21 protein-coding genes and 1 riboswitch are annotated in these 21,404 nt (G+C 42.0%); of the genes, 7 read left to right on the top strand and 14 right to left on the bottom strand.

The features are described from left to right. Positions 1-9 precede the first annotated feature (9 nt). Together C5695_RS01385 and C5695_RS01380 are read left to right on the top strand one after the other, a co-directional pair. Positions 10-894 (top strand): ROK family protein, encoded by an 885-nt coding sequence (locus C5695_RS01385; RefSeq protein ID WP_117728456.1) that lies wholly within the window; start codon positions 10-12, stop codon positions 892-894. Continuing rightward, the gene (locus C5695_RS01380; protein ID WP_117728454.1) at positions 891-2,810 is read left to right on the top strand and encodes a BglG family transcription antiterminator; all 1,920 of its coding nucleotides are present in this window, start codon (positions 891-893) and stop codon (positions 2,808-2,810) included. The genes C5695_RS01385 and C5695_RS01380 overlap by 4 nt, the downstream gene beginning before the upstream one ends. A 58-nt stretch (positions 2,811-2,868) precedes the next feature. Here the strand turns inward: C5695_RS01380 and arr are convergent, their stop codons facing one another. After that, a complete protein-coding gene (gene arr, locus C5695_RS01375; protein WP_117728451.1) occupies positions 2,869-3,285 on the bottom strand; it encodes an NAD(+)--rifampin ADP-ribosyltransferase in 417 nt (138 codons plus the stop codon). Positions 3,286-3,716: 431 nt separating this feature from the next. Here arr and C5695_RS01370 point away from each other — a divergent pair, with 431 nt between their 5' ends. Further along, entirely contained in the window at positions 3,717-4,037 is a 321-nt protein-coding gene (locus C5695_RS01370; protein ID WP_233230776.1) for a hypothetical protein, read from the top strand. Positions 4,038-4,044: 7 nt separating this feature from the next. On the opposite strand, the gene C5695_RS01365 is transcribed toward C5695_RS01370, so the two are convergent. The 4 genes from C5695_RS01365 to licT all read right to left on the bottom strand — a co-directional run bounded on the left by C5695_RS01365 (position 4,045) and on the right by licT (position 9,619). Further along, entirely contained in the window at positions 4,045-4,782 is a 738-nt protein-coding gene (locus C5695_RS01365) for a hypothetical protein (protein ID WP_117728449.1), read from the bottom strand. A 464-nt stretch (positions 4,783-5,246) separates the two neighbouring features. After that, positions 5,247-6,668, bottom strand: a complete 1,422-nt coding sequence (locus tag C5695_RS01360) for a glycoside hydrolase family 1 protein (protein WP_117728446.1) — start codon at positions 6,666-6,668, stop codon at positions 5,247-5,249. Positions 6,669-6,687: 19 nt separating this feature from the next. After that, a complete protein-coding gene (locus tag C5695_RS01355; protein WP_117728444.1) occupies positions 6,688-8,547 on the bottom strand; it encodes a beta-glucoside-specific PTS transporter subunit IIABC in 1,860 nt (619 codons plus the stop codon). 235 nt (positions 8,548-8,782) lie between these two features. After that, a complete protein-coding gene (gene licT / locus C5695_RS01350) occupies positions 8,783-9,619 on the bottom strand; it encodes a BglG family transcription antiterminator LicT (protein ID WP_117728442.1) in 837 nt (278 codons plus the stop codon). Between the two features lie 186 nt (positions 9,620-9,805). On the opposite strand from licT, the gene C5695_RS01345 reads away from it, so the two are divergent. Continuing rightward, entirely contained in the window at positions 9,806-10,006 is a 201-nt protein-coding gene (locus C5695_RS01345; RefSeq protein ID WP_117728440.1) for a hypothetical protein, read from the top strand. A 228-nt stretch (positions 10,007-10,234) separates the two neighbouring features. Here C5695_RS01345 and C5695_RS01340 read toward each other — a convergent pair whose 3' ends face one another. After that, on the bottom strand, positions 10,235-11,203 hold the full coding sequence (locus tag C5695_RS01340; RefSeq protein WP_117728438.1) for an oxygen-dependent tRNA uridine(34) hydroxylase TrhO: 969 nt from the start codon (positions 11,201-11,203) through the stop codon (positions 10,235-10,237). Positions 11,204-11,403: 200 nt separating this feature from the next. Between C5695_RS01340 and C5695_RS01335 the strand changes: the two genes are divergently transcribed. Next, the gene (locus tag C5695_RS01335) at positions 11,404-12,477 is read left to right on the top strand and encodes an iron-containing alcohol dehydrogenase family protein (protein WP_117732962.1); all 1,074 of its coding nucleotides are present in this window, start codon (positions 11,404-11,406) and stop codon (positions 12,475-12,477) included. 50 nt (positions 12,478-12,527) lie between these two features. On the opposite strand, the gene C5695_RS01330 is transcribed toward C5695_RS01335, so the two are convergent. The 5 genes from C5695_RS01330 to C5695_RS01310 form a co-directional block, all read right to left on the bottom strand. Next, on the bottom strand, positions 12,528-13,355 hold the full coding sequence (locus C5695_RS01330) for an aldo/keto reductase (RefSeq protein WP_117728436.1): 828 nt from the start codon (positions 13,353-13,355) through the stop codon (positions 12,528-12,530). A gap of 81 nt (positions 13,356-13,436) precedes the next feature. Beyond that, positions 13,437-13,853, bottom strand: coding sequence for a DUF5301 domain-containing protein (locus C5695_RS01325; protein WP_117728434.1), 417 nt, complete (start codon positions 13,851-13,853; stop codon positions 13,437-13,439). A 29-nt stretch (positions 13,854-13,882) separates the two neighbouring features. Next, positions 13,883-14,344: a 2-thiouracil desulfurase family protein gene (locus C5695_RS01320; protein ID WP_117728432.1), complete on the bottom strand. Its 462-nt coding sequence runs from the start codon at positions 14,342-14,344 to the stop codon at positions 13,883-13,885. Continuing rightward, entirely contained in the window at positions 14,341-14,571 is a 231-nt protein-coding gene (locus C5695_RS01315) for a hypothetical protein (protein ID WP_233230775.1), read from the bottom strand. The genes C5695_RS01320 and C5695_RS01315 overlap by 4 nt, the downstream gene beginning before the upstream one ends. A 126-nt stretch (positions 14,572-14,697) precedes the next feature. Further along, positions 14,698-15,156 (bottom strand): MarR family transcriptional regulator, encoded by a 459-nt coding sequence (locus tag C5695_RS01310; RefSeq protein WP_117728427.1) that lies wholly within the window; start codon positions 15,154-15,156, stop codon positions 14,698-14,700. A gap of 201 nt (positions 15,157-15,357) precedes the next feature. Between C5695_RS01310 and C5695_RS01305 the strand changes: the two genes are divergently transcribed. Beyond that, entirely contained in the window at positions 15,358-16,128 is a 771-nt protein-coding gene (locus C5695_RS01305; RefSeq protein ID WP_117728425.1) for a GNAT family N-acetyltransferase, read from the top strand. A 36-nt stretch (positions 16,129-16,164) separates the two neighbouring features. Here the strand turns inward: C5695_RS01305 and C5695_RS01300 are convergent, their stop codons facing one another. From C5695_RS01300 to C5695_RS01290, 3 genes are all read right to left on the bottom strand, one after another. Next, positions 16,165-16,620 (bottom strand): FixH family protein, encoded by a 456-nt coding sequence (locus C5695_RS01300; RefSeq protein WP_117728423.1) that lies wholly within the window; start codon positions 16,618-16,620, stop codon positions 16,165-16,167. An 18-nt stretch (positions 16,621-16,638) separates the two neighbouring features. Then, entirely contained in the window at positions 16,639-18,003 is a 1,365-nt protein-coding gene (locus C5695_RS01295; RefSeq protein ID WP_117728420.1) for a PepSY-associated TM helix domain-containing protein, read from the bottom strand. Positions 18,004-18,186: 183 nt separating this feature from the next. Next, a complete protein-coding gene (locus tag C5695_RS01290) occupies positions 18,187-19,359 on the bottom strand; it encodes an MFS transporter (protein WP_117728418.1) in 1,173 nt (390 codons plus the stop codon). A 77-nt stretch (positions 19,360-19,436) separates the two neighbouring features. Then, positions 19,437-19,536: riboswitch (purine riboswitch) on the bottom strand. 396 nt (positions 19,537-19,932) lie between these two features. On the opposite strand from C5695_RS01290, the gene proS reads away from it, so the two are divergent. Next, positions 19,933-21,366: a proline--tRNA ligase gene (proS, locus tag C5695_RS01285; protein WP_117728416.1), complete on the top strand. Its 1,434-nt coding sequence runs from the start codon at positions 19,933-19,935 to the stop codon at positions 21,364-21,366. Positions 21,367-21,404: the final 38 nt, after the last annotated feature.

Below are 21,404 nucleotides of genomic sequence, written 5' to 3'. Positions count from 1 at the left end.
GCATTGATCATGCGAATTGGAGGCATTGAAGCAGGCGGAACAAAATTTGTCTGCGGCTACGGAACAACAGACGGAACGATTGAACACATGACTTCCTTTGCAACGGGAAACCCAGATGAAACATGCCGGCAAGTGATCGATTATTTTACAAAGCATCCTGTCGATGCCATTGGCATTGGGGCTTTCGGTCCTGTCGATGTGAATGAGAAAAGCCCAAGCTATGGGACGATATTAGACACCCCCAAAACAGCCTGGCGCCAATTCCCTTTCCTCTCAACCTTAAAACAAGCCCTTGGGCTCCCGATGAAGCTTGATACCGATGTGAACTGTGCGGCACTCGGAGAAGCCCGCTATTCAACCGAAGCAGAAAAGCCTGCTTCTTTGGTCTACATCACAGTTGGAACTGGCATAGGCGGCGGTGCCTATATTGAACACCGCCTCATTCACGGATTGCTGCATCCAGAAATGGGTCATATCACTGTTCAGCGGCATCCTCATGATTCCTACGGAGGCTGCTGCCCTATCCATCATGACTGTTTAGAGGGACTGGCATCTGGACCTGCAATTGAAGGACGCTATCATACACTGGCACCCATGCTGCCCGAAGATCATCCTGCCTGGTCACTACATGCCTACTATCTCGGGCAGATGACCGCCAATTTATTACTCACCCTTTCACCTGAGCGCATCATTCTCGGCGGAGGTGTGATGAAACAGCCAGCTATGCTGCCGCTCATTCTTGATGAAACAGAGAAACGGCTTGGCGGCTATTTGAAACTACCAAAGCCTTTACATGACATCATCACAAAGCCTTCCTTTGATGGATTATCAGGTTTAATGGGCGCAATTGCTCTTGGTACCGAAGCCTTACAGGCAGAAGAGGCAGCGCAATGATGATGACGGCAGATCCTCGAACCTATCAGCTGATTCAGCGGCTATTTGAAACGAAAGGGTTCGTGAAGCTGGAGGAGCTCACTGCCTCTTTTCGCTTATCTGACCGCTCCATCCGCAATTTAATTAAAGAAGCAAATGAACAATTACGTGAAGCTGGCGCCATGATTAAAACCATACGCGGAAAGGGTTATACGCTATTAACAAGTGACCAAGACGCCTTCCTGCTTTGGCTTCATCAGCAAAAGCTTCCTGCACGCTCTCTTGTCCCCGTCATGCCAGAAGAGCGTGTACGATTTATGATGAGAAAGCTATTGCTTGAATCAGGTTACTTAAAAATTGACCAACTGGCTGAAGAACTGTTTATCAGCCGCATGACAGTCAGCAGTGATTTAAAAAAGGGGCGAGAACTGTTAGCCCGTTACGGTATGACCCTTGTCTCAAAGCCTGGATTCGGCTTAAAAGTAGAAGGAGACGAATTGCAAAAAAGAACATGCTATGCCGACTTACTGCTTGAGGAAGAGCCTGCACTCTCTCATATCACCGAGCGGGAGCAACTCCATTTTCCTGATATTTCTCTTGAAACCATTCGATCGATTGTTTTAACAAACCTGTATCAAGAGTCTCTGCTCATTAAAGACATTGCTTTAAAAAATTTAGTCATTCACTTAGCAATCGCGATTCAGCAGACACGAAAAAACCAGCGAATATCCGCGAGTACCACTCGCACACAAAAATCGCCAGTCTACATGAGAATTGCCCAAAAGATTATACAACAGGTGAGCAGCACCTTTCACGTCACCTTATTAGAGGATGAAACAGATTACTTAGTGATGCATCTATTGGCGAATCAAACGTGGAAAGAAGCCGCCCCGCATCAGACGACAATAGAAGTTCAGCAGGCGGTTGCGGTCTTTCTTCAGCACATTGAGAAAATGAGCGGACATCGTTTTGCAAATGATAACATCCTGCAGCAAGATTTGATGCTTCATATGAAGCCCTTATTAAATCGAATCCAATATGGTGTATCCTTACAAAACCCGCTTTTACATGAGATCAAAACGTCCTATCCATACCCGTTTGATTTGGCTGTCAGCGGACTGAATGCCTTACGGCTGGTGCGGACGCCAAATGAAGACGAGGCGGCATATGTTGCTCTGCACATCGCTGCTTCATTTGAAAGAAGTCAGCTCGACACCTCGCAAAAAAAGAAAGCCATTATCGTATGCGGATCTGGACTAGGGACAGCAAGACTGCTCGAAATTAAATTGAAGGCAGCCTTTCAACACGAGCTGGACATCGTCGAGCTCTATTCCTATCAGGATTATCTCATGAGCACCACCTTGCCATGTGATGTCATCATTACAACCGTCCCGCTCGCTTCAAAAGGAAAACCAGTCATACAGGTCAGCGCTTTCTTTGAACATCATGACGTACAGCGCGTGAATGAGGTCATTCATTTATTAAATGGACACGGGACATCCTCTAAAGAGCTGATGGCATTTTTTCAAGAAAATTTGACCTTATTGAATGCTGATCTATCGAGCAAGGACGAGGTAATAGACACACTATGCAACCGTTTAGAGGCGCAGCATCTAGTCACGCCTTCTTTCCGATCCTCGGTGCTGGATCGTGAGCAAATGTCTTCTACCTATCTTGGCAGAGGAATTGCTATGCCGCACCCGCTCATCACAAATGAAGGCACATCCTGCGTAGCCATCGCACACTTAAAACAGCCGATTGACTGGCAGGGAAACCAAGTATCACTTGTCTTTTTATTAGCCATTCATAAAGATGACGCAGCCTGCATGAATCAATTCTTTGAACAAGCCGTTGATTTACTGGATAATCCAAACCGCATTCACTCACTGAATCAATCAAAAACATTTGATGAGCTAATGAATGCATTGTTTCAATAAGATCAAACAAAAGGCCGCCCAGCTGTTGTTGAGGCGGCCTTCGTGTGATTGAGAAGCATCAATCGTATATGACATTTTTTCCTTCTTCACTTAATTTCTTTAAAGAGCTCAGCATATGTTCGATTTCTTCATCGGAATGTCTTTCCCACGAACCTAATTCTGCGACGATTTTCAAAGGGGATTTCGATCGATAAGAACGTGTCGGGTTGCCGGGAAATTTTTTGTTAGTCAAATTCGGATCATGTTCAAACTCGCCTAACGGTTCCACAAGATAAATTCTCTCTTTCGCATCAGATCTTGCTAATTCAGCACCCCACTTGGCCGCATTTAATGTTCCGGTGAAATAGATATGATTCGATTTTTTCTCCTGAAAATTGGATAAATACAGCGGTTCAAGCAGATCTCCAATCTTCAAATCTGCTTTCGTCCCATGAAAAAATGGACCAGGATCTAAAACCTGTTTCTTGTCATTCATACAGCCGCACCCCTTATCGTTTTTGACTTGCGTATAACAGTATACGGCCTGATCTGGGCGGAAAACAGTCTATAAATGAGATGAAATTCGGGGTATAATGATAGTAGAGAGTAAGATGGGATTTGTAACCTCCAGCAAGTTGAAAAAACAGCAAGAATACATACAAAGCAGTCTTATTAAAAGAGATAAAAAGTTATTAGAAGCCATAAGAGAAACAAGAAACTAAAAAATTAATTGCGACAACGGAGCAGAAGGAAAAAAGGGCAAAAAAATGTTGGTGACAGTTTTGGAATTAGTTTATTGATGCTAGGAAGGATATCTAATCAGGATTGAAGAAAATGAGGATAAAGTAGCCAATGAGACGTTTGATGTTATAGCTGGTTGCGTGTTGGCACATAATCAATTAAATTTTTCAGGAAGGGTGTAATGAGATGATGAAAGATAGAGATAAGATTTGTCATATATATGCTCAAAAAAGTTGGCATATGGATTCTTATATTATTGGTAATCGTGAGGGTTTAATAGAATTAAAGAGTGCTATTGACGAAGCATTGAAAAGTAATGTTGGTCAAGCTGAATTGTTTCCATCAGATTTAGAGGATTATACAACTTACGTTGCTTTAGTTGATGATAAAGAAGAGTTGGATTCACTTATTATGCCTTACATTGATGAGGATAATGATGATGAAAACTTGATACATCCTGTTGATATAGTTACTAGTCATGAAGAGAAAAAAAACCCTAAAAATTAGGGGTTTTTTAGTGTAATATTGTTTCTCCTGGACTTGCTTTGTATTTCTTTGGTACTGATGCTCTGAGAGCATGGTGTATTTTATCTTTTGGAGCTACATGGAAATGCCAATACCAAGTTGAGGTTTTTGGTATTAAAGGGATTTTTCCATTGTCTACAGCAAATACCCTTGTTGTTTTTTTCTTTCCTTTGTGTAGGACGACAACTAAACTTCTAAGTTGTCCTTTATCATTTCTTACATCCCATTTAATTTTGTAATTTTTACCGAATCCTTTTATTCGATTTTTTAGATATTTAAGTGCCGTTCTTGCACCTTTTGATCTGATGGCCATTAAAGCAACTCTTCCTACGGTCATTGCGATTGGTACGAAGAATATTGGTAGTGCTTGTGTTGTGATTTCACTCTGATTACTTTTGGAGTCAAGTTGTTTCATTCGGTTTTCTAAAGCTAAAAATTCTTCATTGTTGAAATATTGATCTATCACTTTATTTTGTTCTGACTCTGACATGTTTTCGAATTCTTTTTCTGTAAATGGAAGGCTCTCTATGTATTCCCCCATTTTCGTTTCAAGTTCGTCTAATTCTTTGTTTGCTTGTTCATTTAGTAGAACCGTCGGTGTTACTAACGCTTCTAATTCTTGTGAATTGATAGAATGTGTTTCTGCTGATGCTTCTGATGAAAATGGAGTCCATATTGATATGACAAGAGCTAGGATAATTAGGGTGACAAGTGTTTTTTTGAACATTTCGTTTATATTCCTCCTTTTGTATTAAATTCCAAAATCAAGGTTATCAAATCAAAATGAGTGTATCAATGGATTTAAGATAGATTTAAGAGAATTACTTTTTTGGTTGCGGCATCCGCAATCATTTTTTTATTTTTTAGCACTTCGTTTTGATGAAAATTTCTGTGGTAGAATCCGTTCACTGTGGAGGTAAACATGATCAGGTTTTTACAAATTAACAGATTGTAAAAAATAAAAAATTTACAACAAAAAGAAATAGCCACAATTAAACTGGCCTACCACCTGATGTAGCATTCGAAACAGCGAAATGGATTGTTATATTCTTCGAATTATAAAAGACAGCAGTTTATTAGGCTGTTAAAATCAGGCTATCATTTTAAAACAACTCGAACGTTATGATCTTGCCAATAGAGTGCACGAAAAAAAGCCAGCCACCCGTATAAGGTGATTGGCTTTTTTATTTGTTACTCCCCGATGTTCTCTCCATTTTGCTGAATCAGGGTTTCATACCAGTAAGAGCTCTTTTTACGAATTCTCTTCAGGTCTTTTAGGTCAAATTCATCGCGGTTGACGTAAATGAACCCGTAGCGCTTTGAGCATCCTTGGTGTGTGCTGATTAGATCGATTGCAGACCATGGGCAGTATCCGAAGACCTCGACGCCGTCTGTGATTGCCCATTTGATTTGTTCGATATGCTTTTCTAAATAGTCAATTCGATAATCATCTTGAATCGATCCATCTTCTTCTAATTTGTCGAAAGCGCCCAATCCGTTTTCCGTGATAATAAGAGGCAGCTGATAACGATCGTATATCTCACGCATCGTTGAACGGAAGCCGACAGGGTCAATCTCCCAGCCAAACGCATTTTTACTTAGGAACGGGTTATTGCCACCTTTGTATACGCCATCCTCACCAGATTTCAAATGCTGATCTCCGCCGCGTGCAAATTCATCATTGCCATCTCCTTTACTCGCTTCAACCGTTTGAGATGTGTAGTAGTTAAAGGCAATGAAGTCCGGCTTCGCACTTTTCAAAATATCCATATCTCCCTCTTCAATGACAGGAAGAATGTCTTTTTCTTTCATGTACGCCCAAGCAAGGTTGTTATAACGGCCGTAGACAGCCATATCAAGATACAACCAGTTGCGGATCGCATTGTAATTCGCCGCAGCAAGTACATCCTCAGGCTTTGGAGAAGCCGGATAAATGAGCGCAATGTTTGGCGCTGGTCCAATTTTCGCTTCGGGCAGCATTTGATGACAAAGCGTCATGGCTTTCGCTTGAGCGACGAGCATATGATGGTTTTGCTGATAAAGTTCTTTTTTCGGATTTTCTAAATGTGGATCAAGTGTACCGAGCGCTGATCCATGTAAGATCATCATGTTTTGTTCATTAATGGTCAGCCAATATTTCACCTTCTGACCATACTCCTGAAATAGAACCTCTGCATACCGTTCAAACGCATCGACTGTCGCACGATTTGACCAACCGCCTTTTACTTGAAGTGCATGAGGCAGATCAAAATGATACATCGTCACGATTGGTTCAATATCATAGCGGCGCAACTCATCGATGAGAGAATGATAGAATTCAATCCCCTTTTGATTGATCTCCCCATCTCCATTTGGAATGATCCGTGTCCATGCAATAGAGAAGCGATAAGCCTTCAAACCCATTTCTGCAAACATCTTCACATCCTCTTTATAGCGGTGATAGTGATCGCTTGCGACTTTAAAATCTGTTGTCCCTTCAGGGTAACTTGCTCTCATATCAATGACAGATGGCCCTTTGCCATCCTCGTTCCATGCACCTTCTACTTGATAGGCGGAAGTAGATCCGCCCCAGAAAAAGTCCTTTGGAAATGGTGCCAGTGTTGAATATCTCATGATTTTTTCCTCCTCTTCCTTAAACGAGATGTAAAAATGATTGTCCTGGTGTGATTTGTTTTTCTTCTGTTTCAATGATATCGCTAAACTCACCGGAATTGGTAATAATTACGGGTGTTGTGACGGACAGGCCGGAAGCTTGGATAGCTTCAATATCAAACTCCGCAAGCAGTTCACCTTCTGAGACGGTTTGCCCCTGCACAACCTTCGGCGTAAAATGCTGTCCCCCTAATTGTACGGTATCAAGTCCAATATGAATGAGTACTTCTGCTCCGCTTTCAGAAGTGAGACCGTACGCATGACCTGTCGGGAATACCGTTGTCACAACGCCTGATACTGGCGCAAACAGCTTACCTTCTGATGGAATGATGGCTGCACCTTTTCCTAATGCACCAGATGAGAATGCCTTATCCTGCACTTCCTCCAGCTTGATCACCTCGCCCTTTAAAGGACTTTTCACATGAGCTGCTTTGACCCCATGTTCGTTTTCCATTGTTGGGGCAGCAGCCGGTGCTGGCGTTTCATCTTCATCTACTGGATCCTTAAATCCAATCAAGTAAGTCAAGACGATGGATAGAACAAACGATACCGAGATTCCGATGATAAATCCTGTAAACCCTTGTCCGTAGAAAATCGGGAGTGTCAGTAAACTTGGAAGCCCAGACGCAATCGCAATACTTTGTGAATAACCGATGATCGCACCACCGACCCCAGCAGAGATAACGGCTGCAATAAATGGTTTTTTCAAACGAAGTGTGACCCCGTATACAGCTGGCTCTGTGATCCCAAACACGGCAGAAACCGCTGTCGATCCAGCCAATGATTTCAGTTTTTTATTCTTTGTTTTCAGCATAACACCGATGGAAGCACCGGCTTGTGAAAATACAGCTGGCGCAGTCGCCGGCTTGATATGATCTTTTCCATGGACGGCGATATTATTTAAAATGACTGGCACTAGACCCCAGTGAATACCGAAGATCACAAGAACCTGCCATGCCATCGCAATTAAAGCACCTGCAAGTGTAGGACTAAAGGAGAATACTTTTAGCAGGACAGCGGCAATGCCGTTCCCTGCATACACACCAAATGGTCCGAATACAATGAGTGTCAGTGGAACAACCGTGACAAGTAAAATCAGTGGTGTAATAAAGTTTTTGACACTTTCATGAATGACTTTGTTAAAGAAACGCTCGATATATCCCATGACAAACACTGCCAAAATAATTGGGATCACCGTTGATGTATAAGACATTAAGACGACTGGAATACCGAAGAAGGTCACATCTCCGCCGCCTTTTGACAATTCTTGAATGGTTGGGTAAATGAGTGCACCAGCAATCGTCACAGCGACAAATGGATTCGCTTTAAACTTCCTAGCAGAAGTGAATGCAAGCAGTAATGGCAGGAAGTAGAACAAACTGTCAGATGCAGCAAATAAAATTTGATACGACGTATCTTCAGGAGATAACCATTTCGCATTGATACAGATACCTAATAGACCTTTTAAAATACCTGCACCCGCCATGACACCAAGAAGTGGTGTAAAAATGCCAGAGACAATGTCGACGAACTTTCCGAAAAGGCTTGTGCTCTCTTCTCCTGATTTTGCAGATGAAGAAGCGGAATCCTCTAATAGATTCGTAAACTCCCCAATCTCTCGATAAACCTCTGGAACGGTATTGCCAATGACTACTTGAAATTGGCCGCCGCTTTCCATGACAGTCACCACGCCATTTAATTTTTCAATGGCTGCTTTGTCTGCTTTTGATCTGTCATTTAGTGTGAAGCGAAGCCTCGTGGCACAATGGACTAATGAATGAACGTTTTTCTCTGTACCAATGTGTTTGATGATGTCTTCTGCTAATTGACGATAACTCATACAAAAACCCCCTTTTTTTCAAAAAAATACGTTTTTAGGCAAAATAAAAACCTAAACGGGCACCAAAAATAGTCGCAACTTGCCATTGCGCTTTTTCAGTGAACGTTTAGGTTTTGCCTGCCGGACAGTCACAATCCTCTAAGACGATCATTGTGAAACCGTATTCTTTTATGTTTATGAGCAAATAGTACCACTCAGCTTTTCTCATGTCAACGCTTTCTTTTAAAATCTATTTTTATTTTTCTCGTTTAATCAACCGATTCAAATGAATGGATAGGTACAGCATCTCCTCTGATGTGAGATCTCGGTGATAGGTTTGATAGACATATTCTGCGATCTTCTTTGCACATTCGTATGCCTTCGGATACTTCACCTTGATCAGCTGATATAAGTCCTGATCTTCGCTGACAAGTAGTGTTTCGTTGATCAGACGCTGGACAAAAAAGCGCAAATGCGTGAGAAAACGGTAAAAGTTGAGTGAGTCTTCATCAAATTCCATATTGAGATGATATTTTACAATGGTGAGAATGGCGTTTACTTCTTTTGTGATATTGACCGTTGTATTCATGTCCTCATTGAGCTCTGCATTAATAATATGCATGGCAATAAAGCCCGCTTCATCCTCAGGTAGCTCAATATGAAGGCGCTCTTCAATCATTTCAAGACAATCCTTTGCCACAAGAAATTCATCTTTGTACAAGCGTTTAATTTCCCAAATGAGTGAATTCTCAATAAGATAATTTTTCTTCAATCGTTCGATCGCGTAATGAATATGGTCTGCGAGCGATACGTGCAGACTCTCGTTTAATCTTCGGTTCAGCTTCGTATGTGCATATTGAATCATTTCTTCGGTCACCTTGACCACATCATACGGAACCTCCAGAAGCAGCATTTTCATCCTCTCATGAACGGAATGATCCTCCAGGCGGAAGACTTTATCGATTAACGATTCGTCCACCGGGTCACCGGGACGTCTTTGAAACGCGATACCTCTGCCCATGACGACGATTTCTTTTCCATGTTCATCTATCACACTAATGACATTATTGTTTAGAACTTTTTGTATCTTCAACCCCAAACACCTCCGTCTATGCCCCACATTCTTTACTCAAAATATGCTCTCATCTTAACATAACTGTCAAATCACTTGGTGTTTTTATCTGACTTTTGCAATAGATTTCATCTTAATTCTACCTCTTCACGGCTGGTCTGATCATTCATCAGCCTGCATACAATACTTCTGAGGAGGTGACCTTCAATGAAGGCTTTTTTCTGGTCTGCATCATTTTTAATTATACTTATTTTCACACTCGTTTTTCTAGGCATCGTATTTTGGATTAGTGGACAAGGCTTGGATCAGTTGTGGAGATATGTGCTCATCTCACTTGTCACAGCGGCCGTTTTGCGCGGCGTCACCACTTGGTTGAAGCGGCATGTCATAGAGAGTACTTCAAAATAAAGATGGCTGCCCGTAAGATTCAGGCAGCCGTTCCTTTCATTTTGGATGATGCAGCTTCTTGCTGAGAAGTCCGTAGCTCATGATTGATTTTTTCTACAATTATTTTTACCCTTTAACTTAATGAGTAACCTCATGATTAATATCTCATTTCATGTTAAATACTTAATAACTTTTCAAATGCCTTGATATTTGTATCAACATGTAAAAAAAGGATAAAGGGGGTTCCCTCTATCCTTGTGAGATTGCTTGTTCTTTTTCAATTATAGCTAGTCTTTCTTGCACTTCTTCTTCAGACAGGTTGTGCTGCTTGATATATAGGTTTCGTTCGGTTGTGCGGCATTCATGGCTGCAGCTGCGCATATACTTATGCTCGCTCTCTTCTGTTGCAATCATTTTGCGGTTACATGCAGGGTTTGCACAGTTCACATATCGCTCACAAGGCTCGCCGGTAAAGAAATCTTTTCCGACCACCACATGCTCTGTTTGATTCACTGGTACTGTTAAGCGGGTATCAAACACATAGCATTGGCCATCCCATAGCTTCCCTTGAACTTCTGGATCTTTTCCGTACGTGACAATTCCACCGTCAAGCTGAGACACGTCTTCAAAGCCTTCACGCTTTAACCAGCCTGAGAATTTCTCACAGCGTACACCACCTGTGCAATACGTCAGGATTTTTTTCCCTTCAAGAATCTCTTTATTGTCACGAATCCACTCAGGTAATTCACGGAATGTCTCGATATCAGGACGAACAGCCCCTCTGAAGTGACCCACATCAAATTCGTAATCATTACGTGCATCAATCACAACGGTATCCGGAGATTGCATTTGCTCGTAAAATTCAACCGGGTTAAGATGTTTACCTGTTAATTCTAATGGATTCACATCATCTTCAAGGCTGAGGTTCACTAGTTCATTCCGAAGGCGGACATGCATTTTCTTAAACGCATGACCATCTGCTTCGTCAATTTTGATCGGCATAGATGCAAAGCGCGGGTCTTCTTTTAACGCTTGCATGTACTTGTCCGTTTGCTCAATTGTACCAGAAACCGTTCCGTTTATACCTTCTGCTGACACAAGGATACGGCCTAACAAGCCAAGCTCCTTACAGAACGCTAAATGCTCTGCTGTAAACGTCTCTGGGTCCTCAATGGGGACATATTGATAGTAAAGTAATACACGATATTGTTTTTCCATATATATAAACACCTCTTAAATTTAATCAAAACATACCATTTTATATCATACAGGAAATACATACCTCAAGGCAATGTCGGCGGCTCAATTCCATAAAACGGAAGGGTCTTTTTCCTCATATTAACGATTATTTGACAGAACTTTCAGTAAAATGAGATGATTGATAAACTATATGATGTATAAAGGAGCAGAACTCATTGATACAGCCAGAAGATATTGTCAGAAGTGGTCCAAACCAATTTATTTCTCAAAAAGGGATTTATCATGAACTCGATTCACTTATTTCTTCTTCTTTCCAAGCGCCCGCTGTAGTGACTGGACACCATTCCTACGATGCTTTTTCAGCGTATACTAAACTTCCGTCTCATTGGCCTGTTGTCCAGCACAAAGGATACAGTTCACCCAATGCGATCTCTCACATTGCAGAAGAACTAAAAGGTGCAGACGTGATCATTGGGATCGGAGGCGGCACCATTTTAGACACCGCCAAGTCGGTAGCAGATGCTCTTGAAATTGAAGTGATCATGGTTCCAACCATTCCAGGGACATGCGCTGCATCTACACCGCTCAGCGTCATTTATGATGACAAGGGGAATTTCATGAGAGTCGATTACCATAAACGATCCAGCTATCTCACCCTCATTGATCATACGTTTTTACTTTCTTCCCCTCTATCCTACCTTCAAAGCGGTATTGGAGATACGCTGGCGAAATGGTATGAAGCGGAAGCCATTATTCGAAATGCAAAGGATTCCTTGCCGCTCATGGTGCATGCTGCACTAAAACAGGCGGTATACGTCAGGGACATTCTTCTTTCCCATAGCAAAGAAGCCGTCCACAGTTTGCAAACAGGCCAGCTTTCTCAAGCCTTTGCGGATGTAACGGATACAATTATTACATTGGCTGGCACAGTCGGCGGCTACGGGGGACGCTACGGAAGAATGGCAGGAGCCCACGCCATCCATAACGGATTGACGTTTATTGAAGAAACGCATCACGTGTTACATGGTCAAAAAGTGGCCTATGGCATTCTTGTTCAGCTTGCTGCAGAAAGTCGAATGAGTGAAGTAGAAGAATTACTTGAGCTTTATGAAACACTCGGGCTACCTAGAAATATGCGTGAACTTGGCATTACAACTCAGCTGGACGAAGCCGCAAAAACGGTGGCAAGCCATGCTGCACGTGCAGACGAAACCTTTTGTTTAATTGGAGACTATTCCATAGAGCAAATTGTCGACGCCATTCAAGTCATTGAAAACGTATCAGCATCATAAAATCGTTCAATAAAAAAAGCACAGGCATTCCACCTGTGCTTTCCTTTCGATTAAAAATCAAAGTTATCTGGATCTGGACCTGTGCGTTCATCTTCATTAAGCTGGTCGATGACACTCATCTCATGTGCGGACAGCTCGAAATCGAAGACGTGTGTGTTTTCGATGATTCGGCTCTTCGTCACAGATTTTGGAATGGTGATAATTCCATGCTGCAAGTCCCAGCGAAGAATCACTTGTGCCACGGATTTGTCATGTTTTTTCGCAATATCCTGAAGAACAGGATGATTCAGCAACTTCCCGCTGCCTAATGGTGACCACGCTTCTACATGAATCCCTTTCTCCTTGCAGTAGTCTCGTAAAGGCTCCTGCGTTAGCTTAGGATGTAGCTCGATTTGGTTGACCATTGGCACAACTTCTGCTTCTTCTAATAGATCCTCTAGATGGTGCTGATGGAAGTTACACACACCGATGGCTCGAACGCGTCCATCCTTATACAGCTTCTCTAGTGCTTTCCAAGTTTCTTTATATTTGCCTTCAACTGGCCAATGAATTAAATAAAGGTCTAATACATCTAGCCCAAGCTTGTTCATACTTGTTTCAAAGGCTTCAAGTGTGGATTCATACCCTTGATCACGATTCCATACCTTTGTCGTAATAAACAGATCATCGCGAGAGATGCCTGATTGTTGAATGGCTTTACCTACCCCTTCTTCATTTTGATAAGCCGCTGCTGTATCTATGCTGCGGTAGCCCGCTTCAAGAGCGTCTGTGACTGCATTTACAGCCTCATCCCCATCTTTTACCTGCCATACACCAAAGCCTAGCTTCGGCATTTTTACTCCGTTAGCTAATGTGACTGTATCTGTTAATCCATTCATCAAACAAACCTCCGCTTCATTTTTTCTTACCATGCACTATACCCGAATTTTCTATTGATCATGCATGAATTTGGGCTGTTGTTATTTGATATATTGTCCTATATCGACTTGATTGGCGTCAACGATTTGGTATTCGCTTGTTCGATCTTTCGTTTTAGAAAAATCAAATGTCTCTAAAAAACTTTGGTCATAAAAAGTCAGACCATAAGTTTCCTTTTCATTCTCGTACACTCTGATCCAATAAGATTCTTTTGAAGCTTTTTTAGCTTCGTTCATTTTCCTTAATTTCACATTTGAAAATTCCTTCAACAGCTTTTGAATGTCTTCTTTTTTCTTTAAAACAGCACGTTCATTATCATGTTCAATTTGTATGGATGTCACTTTGTTTCGATCAATCGAGACCACATCGTCAAAAGAGTATGTTTTGGCATTGATCATAAAATAAATACCAATTCCGATGAAAATAACGACAACTACACCAATAATCCAGTTTTTCAACCTAATTCCTCCTTCTCTTCACGCCACACCTATTGAAACAACGAAGTCCAATCATCCTCCTCAGAGAACACTTGAATCCCGTGCTGTTTCAGCAAGGCGGACGTCACACCATCTCCAGCTTTTGTCTTGCCGTTAAACTCACCCAAGTAAATCAGCTGGCTGCCGCAAGAAGGACTGTACTCTTTTAACACAACCGCAGTCGCTCTCAAAGACTGAACCTGTTCCAGTGTCGCTTTCGCACCTTTGACATATATCTCAGTGACATCAGTTCCATGCACATCGACAACAGAAGCCTTCCCTCGTAATACATCATGTCCATCCCCGCCAATGATTTCGGCCGGAGGTCTTGGCGTAGAAAAGCCGCCAAGCAGCTCAGGACAAACCGTGACCGCCTTACCTTCCTGCACAAGCTCTTCGATTCTCTGATCTAATCGATGGCTGCCATTATACCGGACCTTTAACCCTGCAAGACAAGCACTGACCACAATCATGAATGTTCCTCATTTTTACGGATTGAACGTTTTTTGCTGACTTTAAAATAAATACTTACAGGCAGAAAGAAGATCGTGTACCCTAAAAAAGGCAGAGCACAATATAAAACAGCAGCCCAAATCGACCCTTCAACTCCTGCAATGCCAAAAAAATAAACAAATAATAGCAAGCTCACAAATAATCCCACGAACGGCATGATGGTGACGGACTTTTTAAAATTTTCCATCATTTCTTTATCCAATAAAAACTCCCTCTCTTTCAACATGATCAAGAATAACGTCAATATATGTTAATTTTACCATATAAAAAACCGAAATCATCTCATATCCTACGATGATTTCGGTTTTTTAATCTATATCTTTTCTTTCCATGCCTTTAAAAAGCGCTCAATCACTTGTAATTCATCTTCATGAAACTGCTGGAGAAATTCTAAGTAGGACGCGACAGCTTTTTCATGCAGTTCATCATGCCGTGCTGCCAATTGCGTACCTTTCTCTGTCAATGAATAGTAGACAGATTTTTTATCCCCTTGCCGGTGGCAATAGTCTACCATGCCTTTATCAATTAGTTTTTTCACAGCCTTTGTAATAGCGGGCTTTGATAGTTTCAGTTGTTGAGAAAGAAATGTATTATTTGATTCGTTTGGATTGGCTTGAATCATCGATAAAATGTGTAGCTGTGTGAGCGTCCAATCTTGTTTGAGTGTATCAGTCGTGGTAATCAGTGGATCTGTTGGATCATTCCGTCTCTTTTCCCTATGCATAATCAGATCTTGAATCGCTTTTAACACAATCTGCTCTTTTGTCTCCATCTGAACCTCCACTCTTAACTGGTTAATAAAATGGTACTAATAATTAAGATAGGAGTCAAAAGAAATGTCGATGTGAGTAAAATAATAGGACATCGGACCTGAAAATTGCATATGCACTTTTATACTAGATTCCCCTCATCCTGTCACATGCTATAATCATGGGGATGTCATCCAATTTATCAAAATGAAAAGGTGAGCTAAATGAAACCTGAACAACAAATGGCCCTTCGCCAATTAGAAGAAAAGATACACCTGTTTTCTTCTGCTGTGAACGGAACCTTCCTTGCAGCGGATGATTTCGTTCTATCAAATACTCATATATCGACTGACACGTTCAATTTGCTCTTACCCACATCAGCTCAAATCCAAAATCCAAAAAAAGTGAAAGCTGCCATTGAACACTTACAATCAAAGAAACAATCCTTCAGTACGTGGGTAGATCACCGCCTGCTTCATCCTGATTGGGCTGATTTATTAAAGGAATATCAGTTTGAAGAGGCGGAACGTAATACAATCATGATGCTTGAGCAGACAGAAGGTATTGACCCAGTCACCTCTTCACTGCTTACATTCAAGGAAGTACTCGATGATCAGACGCTGTTTGATTACAAAAATATCTTTATCGAGCTATTCATAGAATCACCAGAGGCGATCGCCTTAGAAGACTATTTTCAACATTTTTCAATTGAATCATTACATTCAAAAGCTCGCATGTTTGTAGGTTATGCAGACCACAAGCCGGTCACAACAGGCTTATTACTCGAGGCAAACGATAGCTACGGTATTTATGATGTCATCACAAGGGCAGAACACCGCGGAAAAGGCCTTGGCAGTGACATGTTTCATTACCTACTGACACAGACAGTGAACAAACAAAAGTGTGTGATGCTACAAGCATCAGCTGACGGCAAAAACATTTACCAACGTGCCGGTTTTCAGCCGATTGGCGAAATAGTTGTTTTTGACACATAAAAAGGAGAGGTATCACACACCTCCCCTTGGTCTTTTTTAATGATGAGAATGGGTTTGTTTCTCTTTTTTCTGCTTGTTTTGTAAGATCGCTTTCTCCTCTTCTGTTAGATGACCAACAGCCACTCGTTTTGTTGGCATGATGTGCTGACCCGCAGTTTTCACTTCTAGCCGTATATCATATAAACCATCCTCAGGGAACGTATAGCTAGCTGTATACACACCTTCCCCTTTCGATTCAGTTTTTACTACATTTTGAATATCCTCACCATATTTCGATACACCTATTTTGATGTCGGATGATGCCTGAATTGGTTGATTATTTTCTTTGATGAAAATACGAAACGCTTGCTCTTTCGGACTCGATATGTGACTCGGTAAATTAGTGTTTACGTGAATTGATGCTGTTTTTTCGTAAAGCTCCTCCGTATTCGGATCGAGCTGACAAGCCGTTAGGAACATCAAGAGGAAGACCAGAATCCAACCTTTTTTCATCACCTATCCCTCCTTATTTTATGCACCTAAAAATCGCTTCAGTCTCGGGATTCTCTGAATGATCAATAGATCTATCAGCAGCACAATGATGAGCGATAGACCGACAAGCGGAAAAATAATTCCTAACCCAACAAGAAGCAAGACAAACCACTTTAATCTGCCTTTTGCCGGCGCTTTTGGTGCACCTAATGAATCATTTGGTTTTCGATTCAGCCAAAGCAAAAACCCACTGATCACAATCCCAACAATCCCTGTACATACGAGTAAACCAACCAGTTGATTCGCTAGTCCAAATTCTGTTCCTTTATGTAATGTAATACCAAAGGCAATGGTTTTCCCTAGCCAGCCATACTGGTCATATCGATAGTCAGCTAGAACCGCTCCCGTGTATTGATCGAGATGGACGGTCGCTTCATCTTGTGCCTTTGGCGGAAAGACCGACAATGTATAAACACCGTCTTCCGTTTGCGGAACATACACTTGATAAGCTGGATGCACCTTCTGGTCATTTGCGATGCGCACAACATCATCCATAGATAGCTTTAAAAAAGAGGATTGATCAGAAGAAGGGACATCCATCTTCTCAGCTGCCCACGGGACATCAGCTACTTCCTCTGTTTTAACTTGTGAGGTTGGTTTATCCCCAACCCATACAGATGGTGGATATCCTTCGCCTGTATTTGTAGCAAACTTTTGAAATTCATTTCCCCATAAACCGGACCATGGAAGTCCCGTTAAGATGAGAAATAACATACCTGCCGATACCCAAAAGGCTGGAACTACATGCAAATCACGTATGAGCAGCCTTTTACCTTTTGTCAAACGTGGAATGACAACACCACTGATGCACTTTGGCATTCGTGGCCACCATAAATAAATACCCGTTACGATAAGAACAGCGCCCCAGCAGGCCGTCAGTTCAACGATTCGGTCACCGATCGTTCCTGCCATCAGTTCCCCGTGTATTTCCTCCACACGGTTCATAAATTTCGTTTCATCCTTCATTCGCCCTAATACTTGCCCTGTATAGGGGTTCACATAAGCTGTATATGTCTCCTCATTTTGTCTAAAACCGATTTCAGCTGAACGCGTCTTTCCTTCCCCCGGCTGATACCTTGTTAGCTCTGAATTTGGATAGGCCTCCTTTACCGCTTCGATCTGTTTAGTAGGAGCTATCTTCTCTCCTTCAGCCTTCACATGGTAAAGCTTATAGTACATCGATTCCTCAATTTGCGGCTTAAACAAATAAATAGCTCCTGTTACAGCAAGTAGCACAAGAATAGGCATAAAAATCAATCCCGCATAAAAATGCCACCTCCACGCTATTTGATAAAAGGAAGCTGTACCTGTCGAACGCTTCTTTCCCGTCTTCTTCACTCCCATTCCTCCTTGCACCTTTCTCTCTTTTTAGATTACTGACCAAGCGTGCGGCAAACAAGCTGGTTGCAAAGAGAATATGTGAAGTAAAAACGAACAAAAATAAATATCAAAAAAGCTGCCTAATGATAGGCAGCTACAGATTGTTGACAAAGGGCTAAAATGATGTTTATTTTAGTCCTTTGTCTTCTATTCAGCATGATGCTGACGATCCATATAAAGCGGCGGTCTCTTCAACGAAATCACCGCACAGCTAAAGGCTATCAGCACAAACACTGCACCGAATTTAGCCAGATCAATAGATGAACCGGTCATCGTAAACATGACACCGCCAACCGCTGATCCAATCGAGATCCCGATTTGCAAAGCAGATGTATTTAAACTTTGCTGAATATCAGACGTCACAGGATCTGTTTGAATCAAATAACTCTGCAAAGCAGGCGTCAATGCCCAGCTGAGCGCTCCCCATAGGACAACCATGATCATAAAGAGCACAAACACACCCGCTGTATAAGGAATGGTAAACATCACAACCGCAAACGCGATTGTCACCAGCAAAATGGCTTTCCCTGAACCCAGCTTGTCACTAAGCCAGCCGCCAAATCCATTCCCGCCTATAGACGCAAGCCCGAAGACCAAATAACAAATACTAATCCAAAACGGAGTCATATGCAGAACTTCCATTAAAAATGGAGTGAAATAAGAATAAAGCATATAATGACCTGCAAGCATAAACAAACTGATCAAATGTGCGCTAAAAATTTTCGGATGCCCTAAAGAACGAATTTGCTCCCTAAGAGGTGTGACTTTTTCAACAGGCATTTTCTCCAATAGAAAATAAATCAGTACCATGGATATGGCGGACAGAATACTGATTCCTAAAAACATCACTCTCCAGCCAAAGCTCTCTGTAATAAAAATACCGATCGGTACACCGAGAACAAGTGAAGAACTAATTCCTATAAAAATCAGCCCTAAAGCCTTCGCACGATGCGCTGGTTCCACCAATTTAGCAGTGATCGTGAGAGACAGAACCACAACAAGCGCTGTGCTCATCGCAATCAATACCCGCGAGATCATGACAAGGGCAAAGGTTGAACTAAAATAAGTGAACACATTTCCTATTGTAAACACCAATAACGCGATTAAATAAAGACGCTTTCGTTCAATTTTAGCTGTGGCAGTCAGCAGCACAGGTGCTGAAATGGCATACACAATGGCAAATACGGTGATGAGCTGCCCAGCTGTTGCAAGAGATACATTGAGGTCCTCTGCCAAACTTGGCAAAATGCCCCCGACCACAAGCTCAACTAATCCAACCGCAAAAGTAGAAACGGCTAATAAATATACTCTCCAGTTCATGTCTAACATCCCTTCTCTATATCATCGCTTTCACTTTTGATACAGGGTGAAGACAAACAAAAAAACCCTGATTACAAAAAAGGAAAGCACGCTTTTGTAATCAGGATTTATCGGATCCTGGTAGAAACCCTCAAACCATATTATTGAGGTTATACAAGTCTATTTTTTTCTTCAAATATATTAGCATATGCTTACATAACTGGCAAGCTGTAAAAATAGGAAATGACTGCAAATTCACGATCAGACAAAGCACTCAGAACAGCATGAAAAGAAACTTCAGAACAACTTGCTTTCTCCTGCAATTACAGGTAAACTGATGAAAAATCAACGAACATTGATCAACGTAGATCTGGAATAGTAGCTTGAATTGACCTTTAACAGAGAGGGAACGATGCTGAGAAGTTCCTACTGACATCTTCAAGTGAACCTGCCGATTTAGTTCTGTTTCATACAGCGGTTCATACCGTTATCATGATCGAGTGTAAAGCTGTGCTTTAAATTAGGGTGGTACCACCAGGAATGGTCCCTAACTTAAAGCACAGCTTTTTTGCATTTATAAAGGAGGAACATGCAATGTCAAAGAAACAATTTGTTGAGAAAATTACTAGCATGGAAGAAGACTTTGCCCAGTGGTATACAGATGTTGTCACAAAGGCGCGTCTCGTTGATTATTCAAGCGTTAGAGGCAGTATGATCATTCAGCCATACGGCTTTAAAATTTGGGAGAATATTCGCGACGAACTTGATCATCAAATCAAAGAAACGGGGCATGAGAATGTGTATATGCCGCTCTTTATCCCAGAAAGTCTGCTGCAGCAGGAAAAAGACCACATCGAGGGCTTTGCCCCTGAAGTAGCGTGGGTCACACATGGGGGTGAATCCGAATTACAGGAAAGGCTCTGCGTCAGACCAACCTCTGAAGTACTGTTCGCTGAGCATTATAAAAACATCATTCATTCCTACCGTGATTTACCGAAGCTTTATAACCAATGGGCGAATGTCGTCCGCTGGGAAAAGACCACACGCCCATTCCTGAGAACGCTTGAATTTCTATGGCAGGAAGGACACACATGCCATGAGACGGAGCAAGAAGCGATTGAGGAGACAGAAAGAATGCTCCACGTCTACGCTTCTCTTTGCGAAGAGCTCCTTGCCATTCCTGTCATTAAAGGAAGAAAAACAGAGAAGGAAAAATTCGCCGGTGCCCGCTTCACCTATACGGTCGAAAGCTTGATGCACGATGGAAAAGCGCTGCAAACTGCCACTTCTCACTTCTTCGGGAACGGATTTGCCAAAGCATTTGGCATCGAATTCTTAAACCGTGAAGGAAAACTAGAGCATGTCCAGCAAACCTCTTGGGGCTTCACCACGAGAATCATTGGCGCCATGATTATGGTCCATGGTGATGACAGAGGGCTCGTTCTGCCGCCAAACATTGCGCCAACTCAGGTACGTGTTGTGCCAATTGCTTCCCATAAAGAAGGTGTACTGGACCATGCCTATGAATTAAAAGATCGACTCACTCACATCGCACGTGCTGACATCGATGCAAGTGATAAACAGCCAGGCTGGAAGTTCAATGAGTGTGAAATGCAGGGCATTCCTCTACGTGTCGAAGTGGGACCAAAGGACATCGAAAAAGGACAGGTGATGCTCGCAAGACGAGACACTGGTGAAAAACAAGCGGTCACATTAGATGCACTTGAACAAAACATCACATCCACGCTTGAAGATATTCAACGGACGATGTACGAAAAAGCAAAAGAACGATTACATGAAAAAACATCAAAAGCGCACACCGTCGAAGACATTGAGCGCATTCTTTCAGAAGAAAATCGATTAATTAAAGCCATGTGGTGCGGTGACGAGGCCTGTGAGAACGACATCAAAGAAAAAACTGGGGCGACCTCACGATGTATTCCATTTGAACAGGAATCCATTTCTGACACATGTGTCTGCTGCGGGAAACCTGCTTCAGATATAGTGTTCTGGGCGAAAGCCTACTAATTGATATGGAAGAAAGAGAAGCATCCTTCACGATGCTT

This window comes from Bacillus pumilus, from assembly GCF_003431975.1.
GTDB lineage: Bacteria > Bacillota > Bacilli > Bacillales > Bacillaceae > Bacillus > Bacillus pumilus_N.
This window is presented reverse-complemented; position numbering and strand designations above follow the sequence as displayed.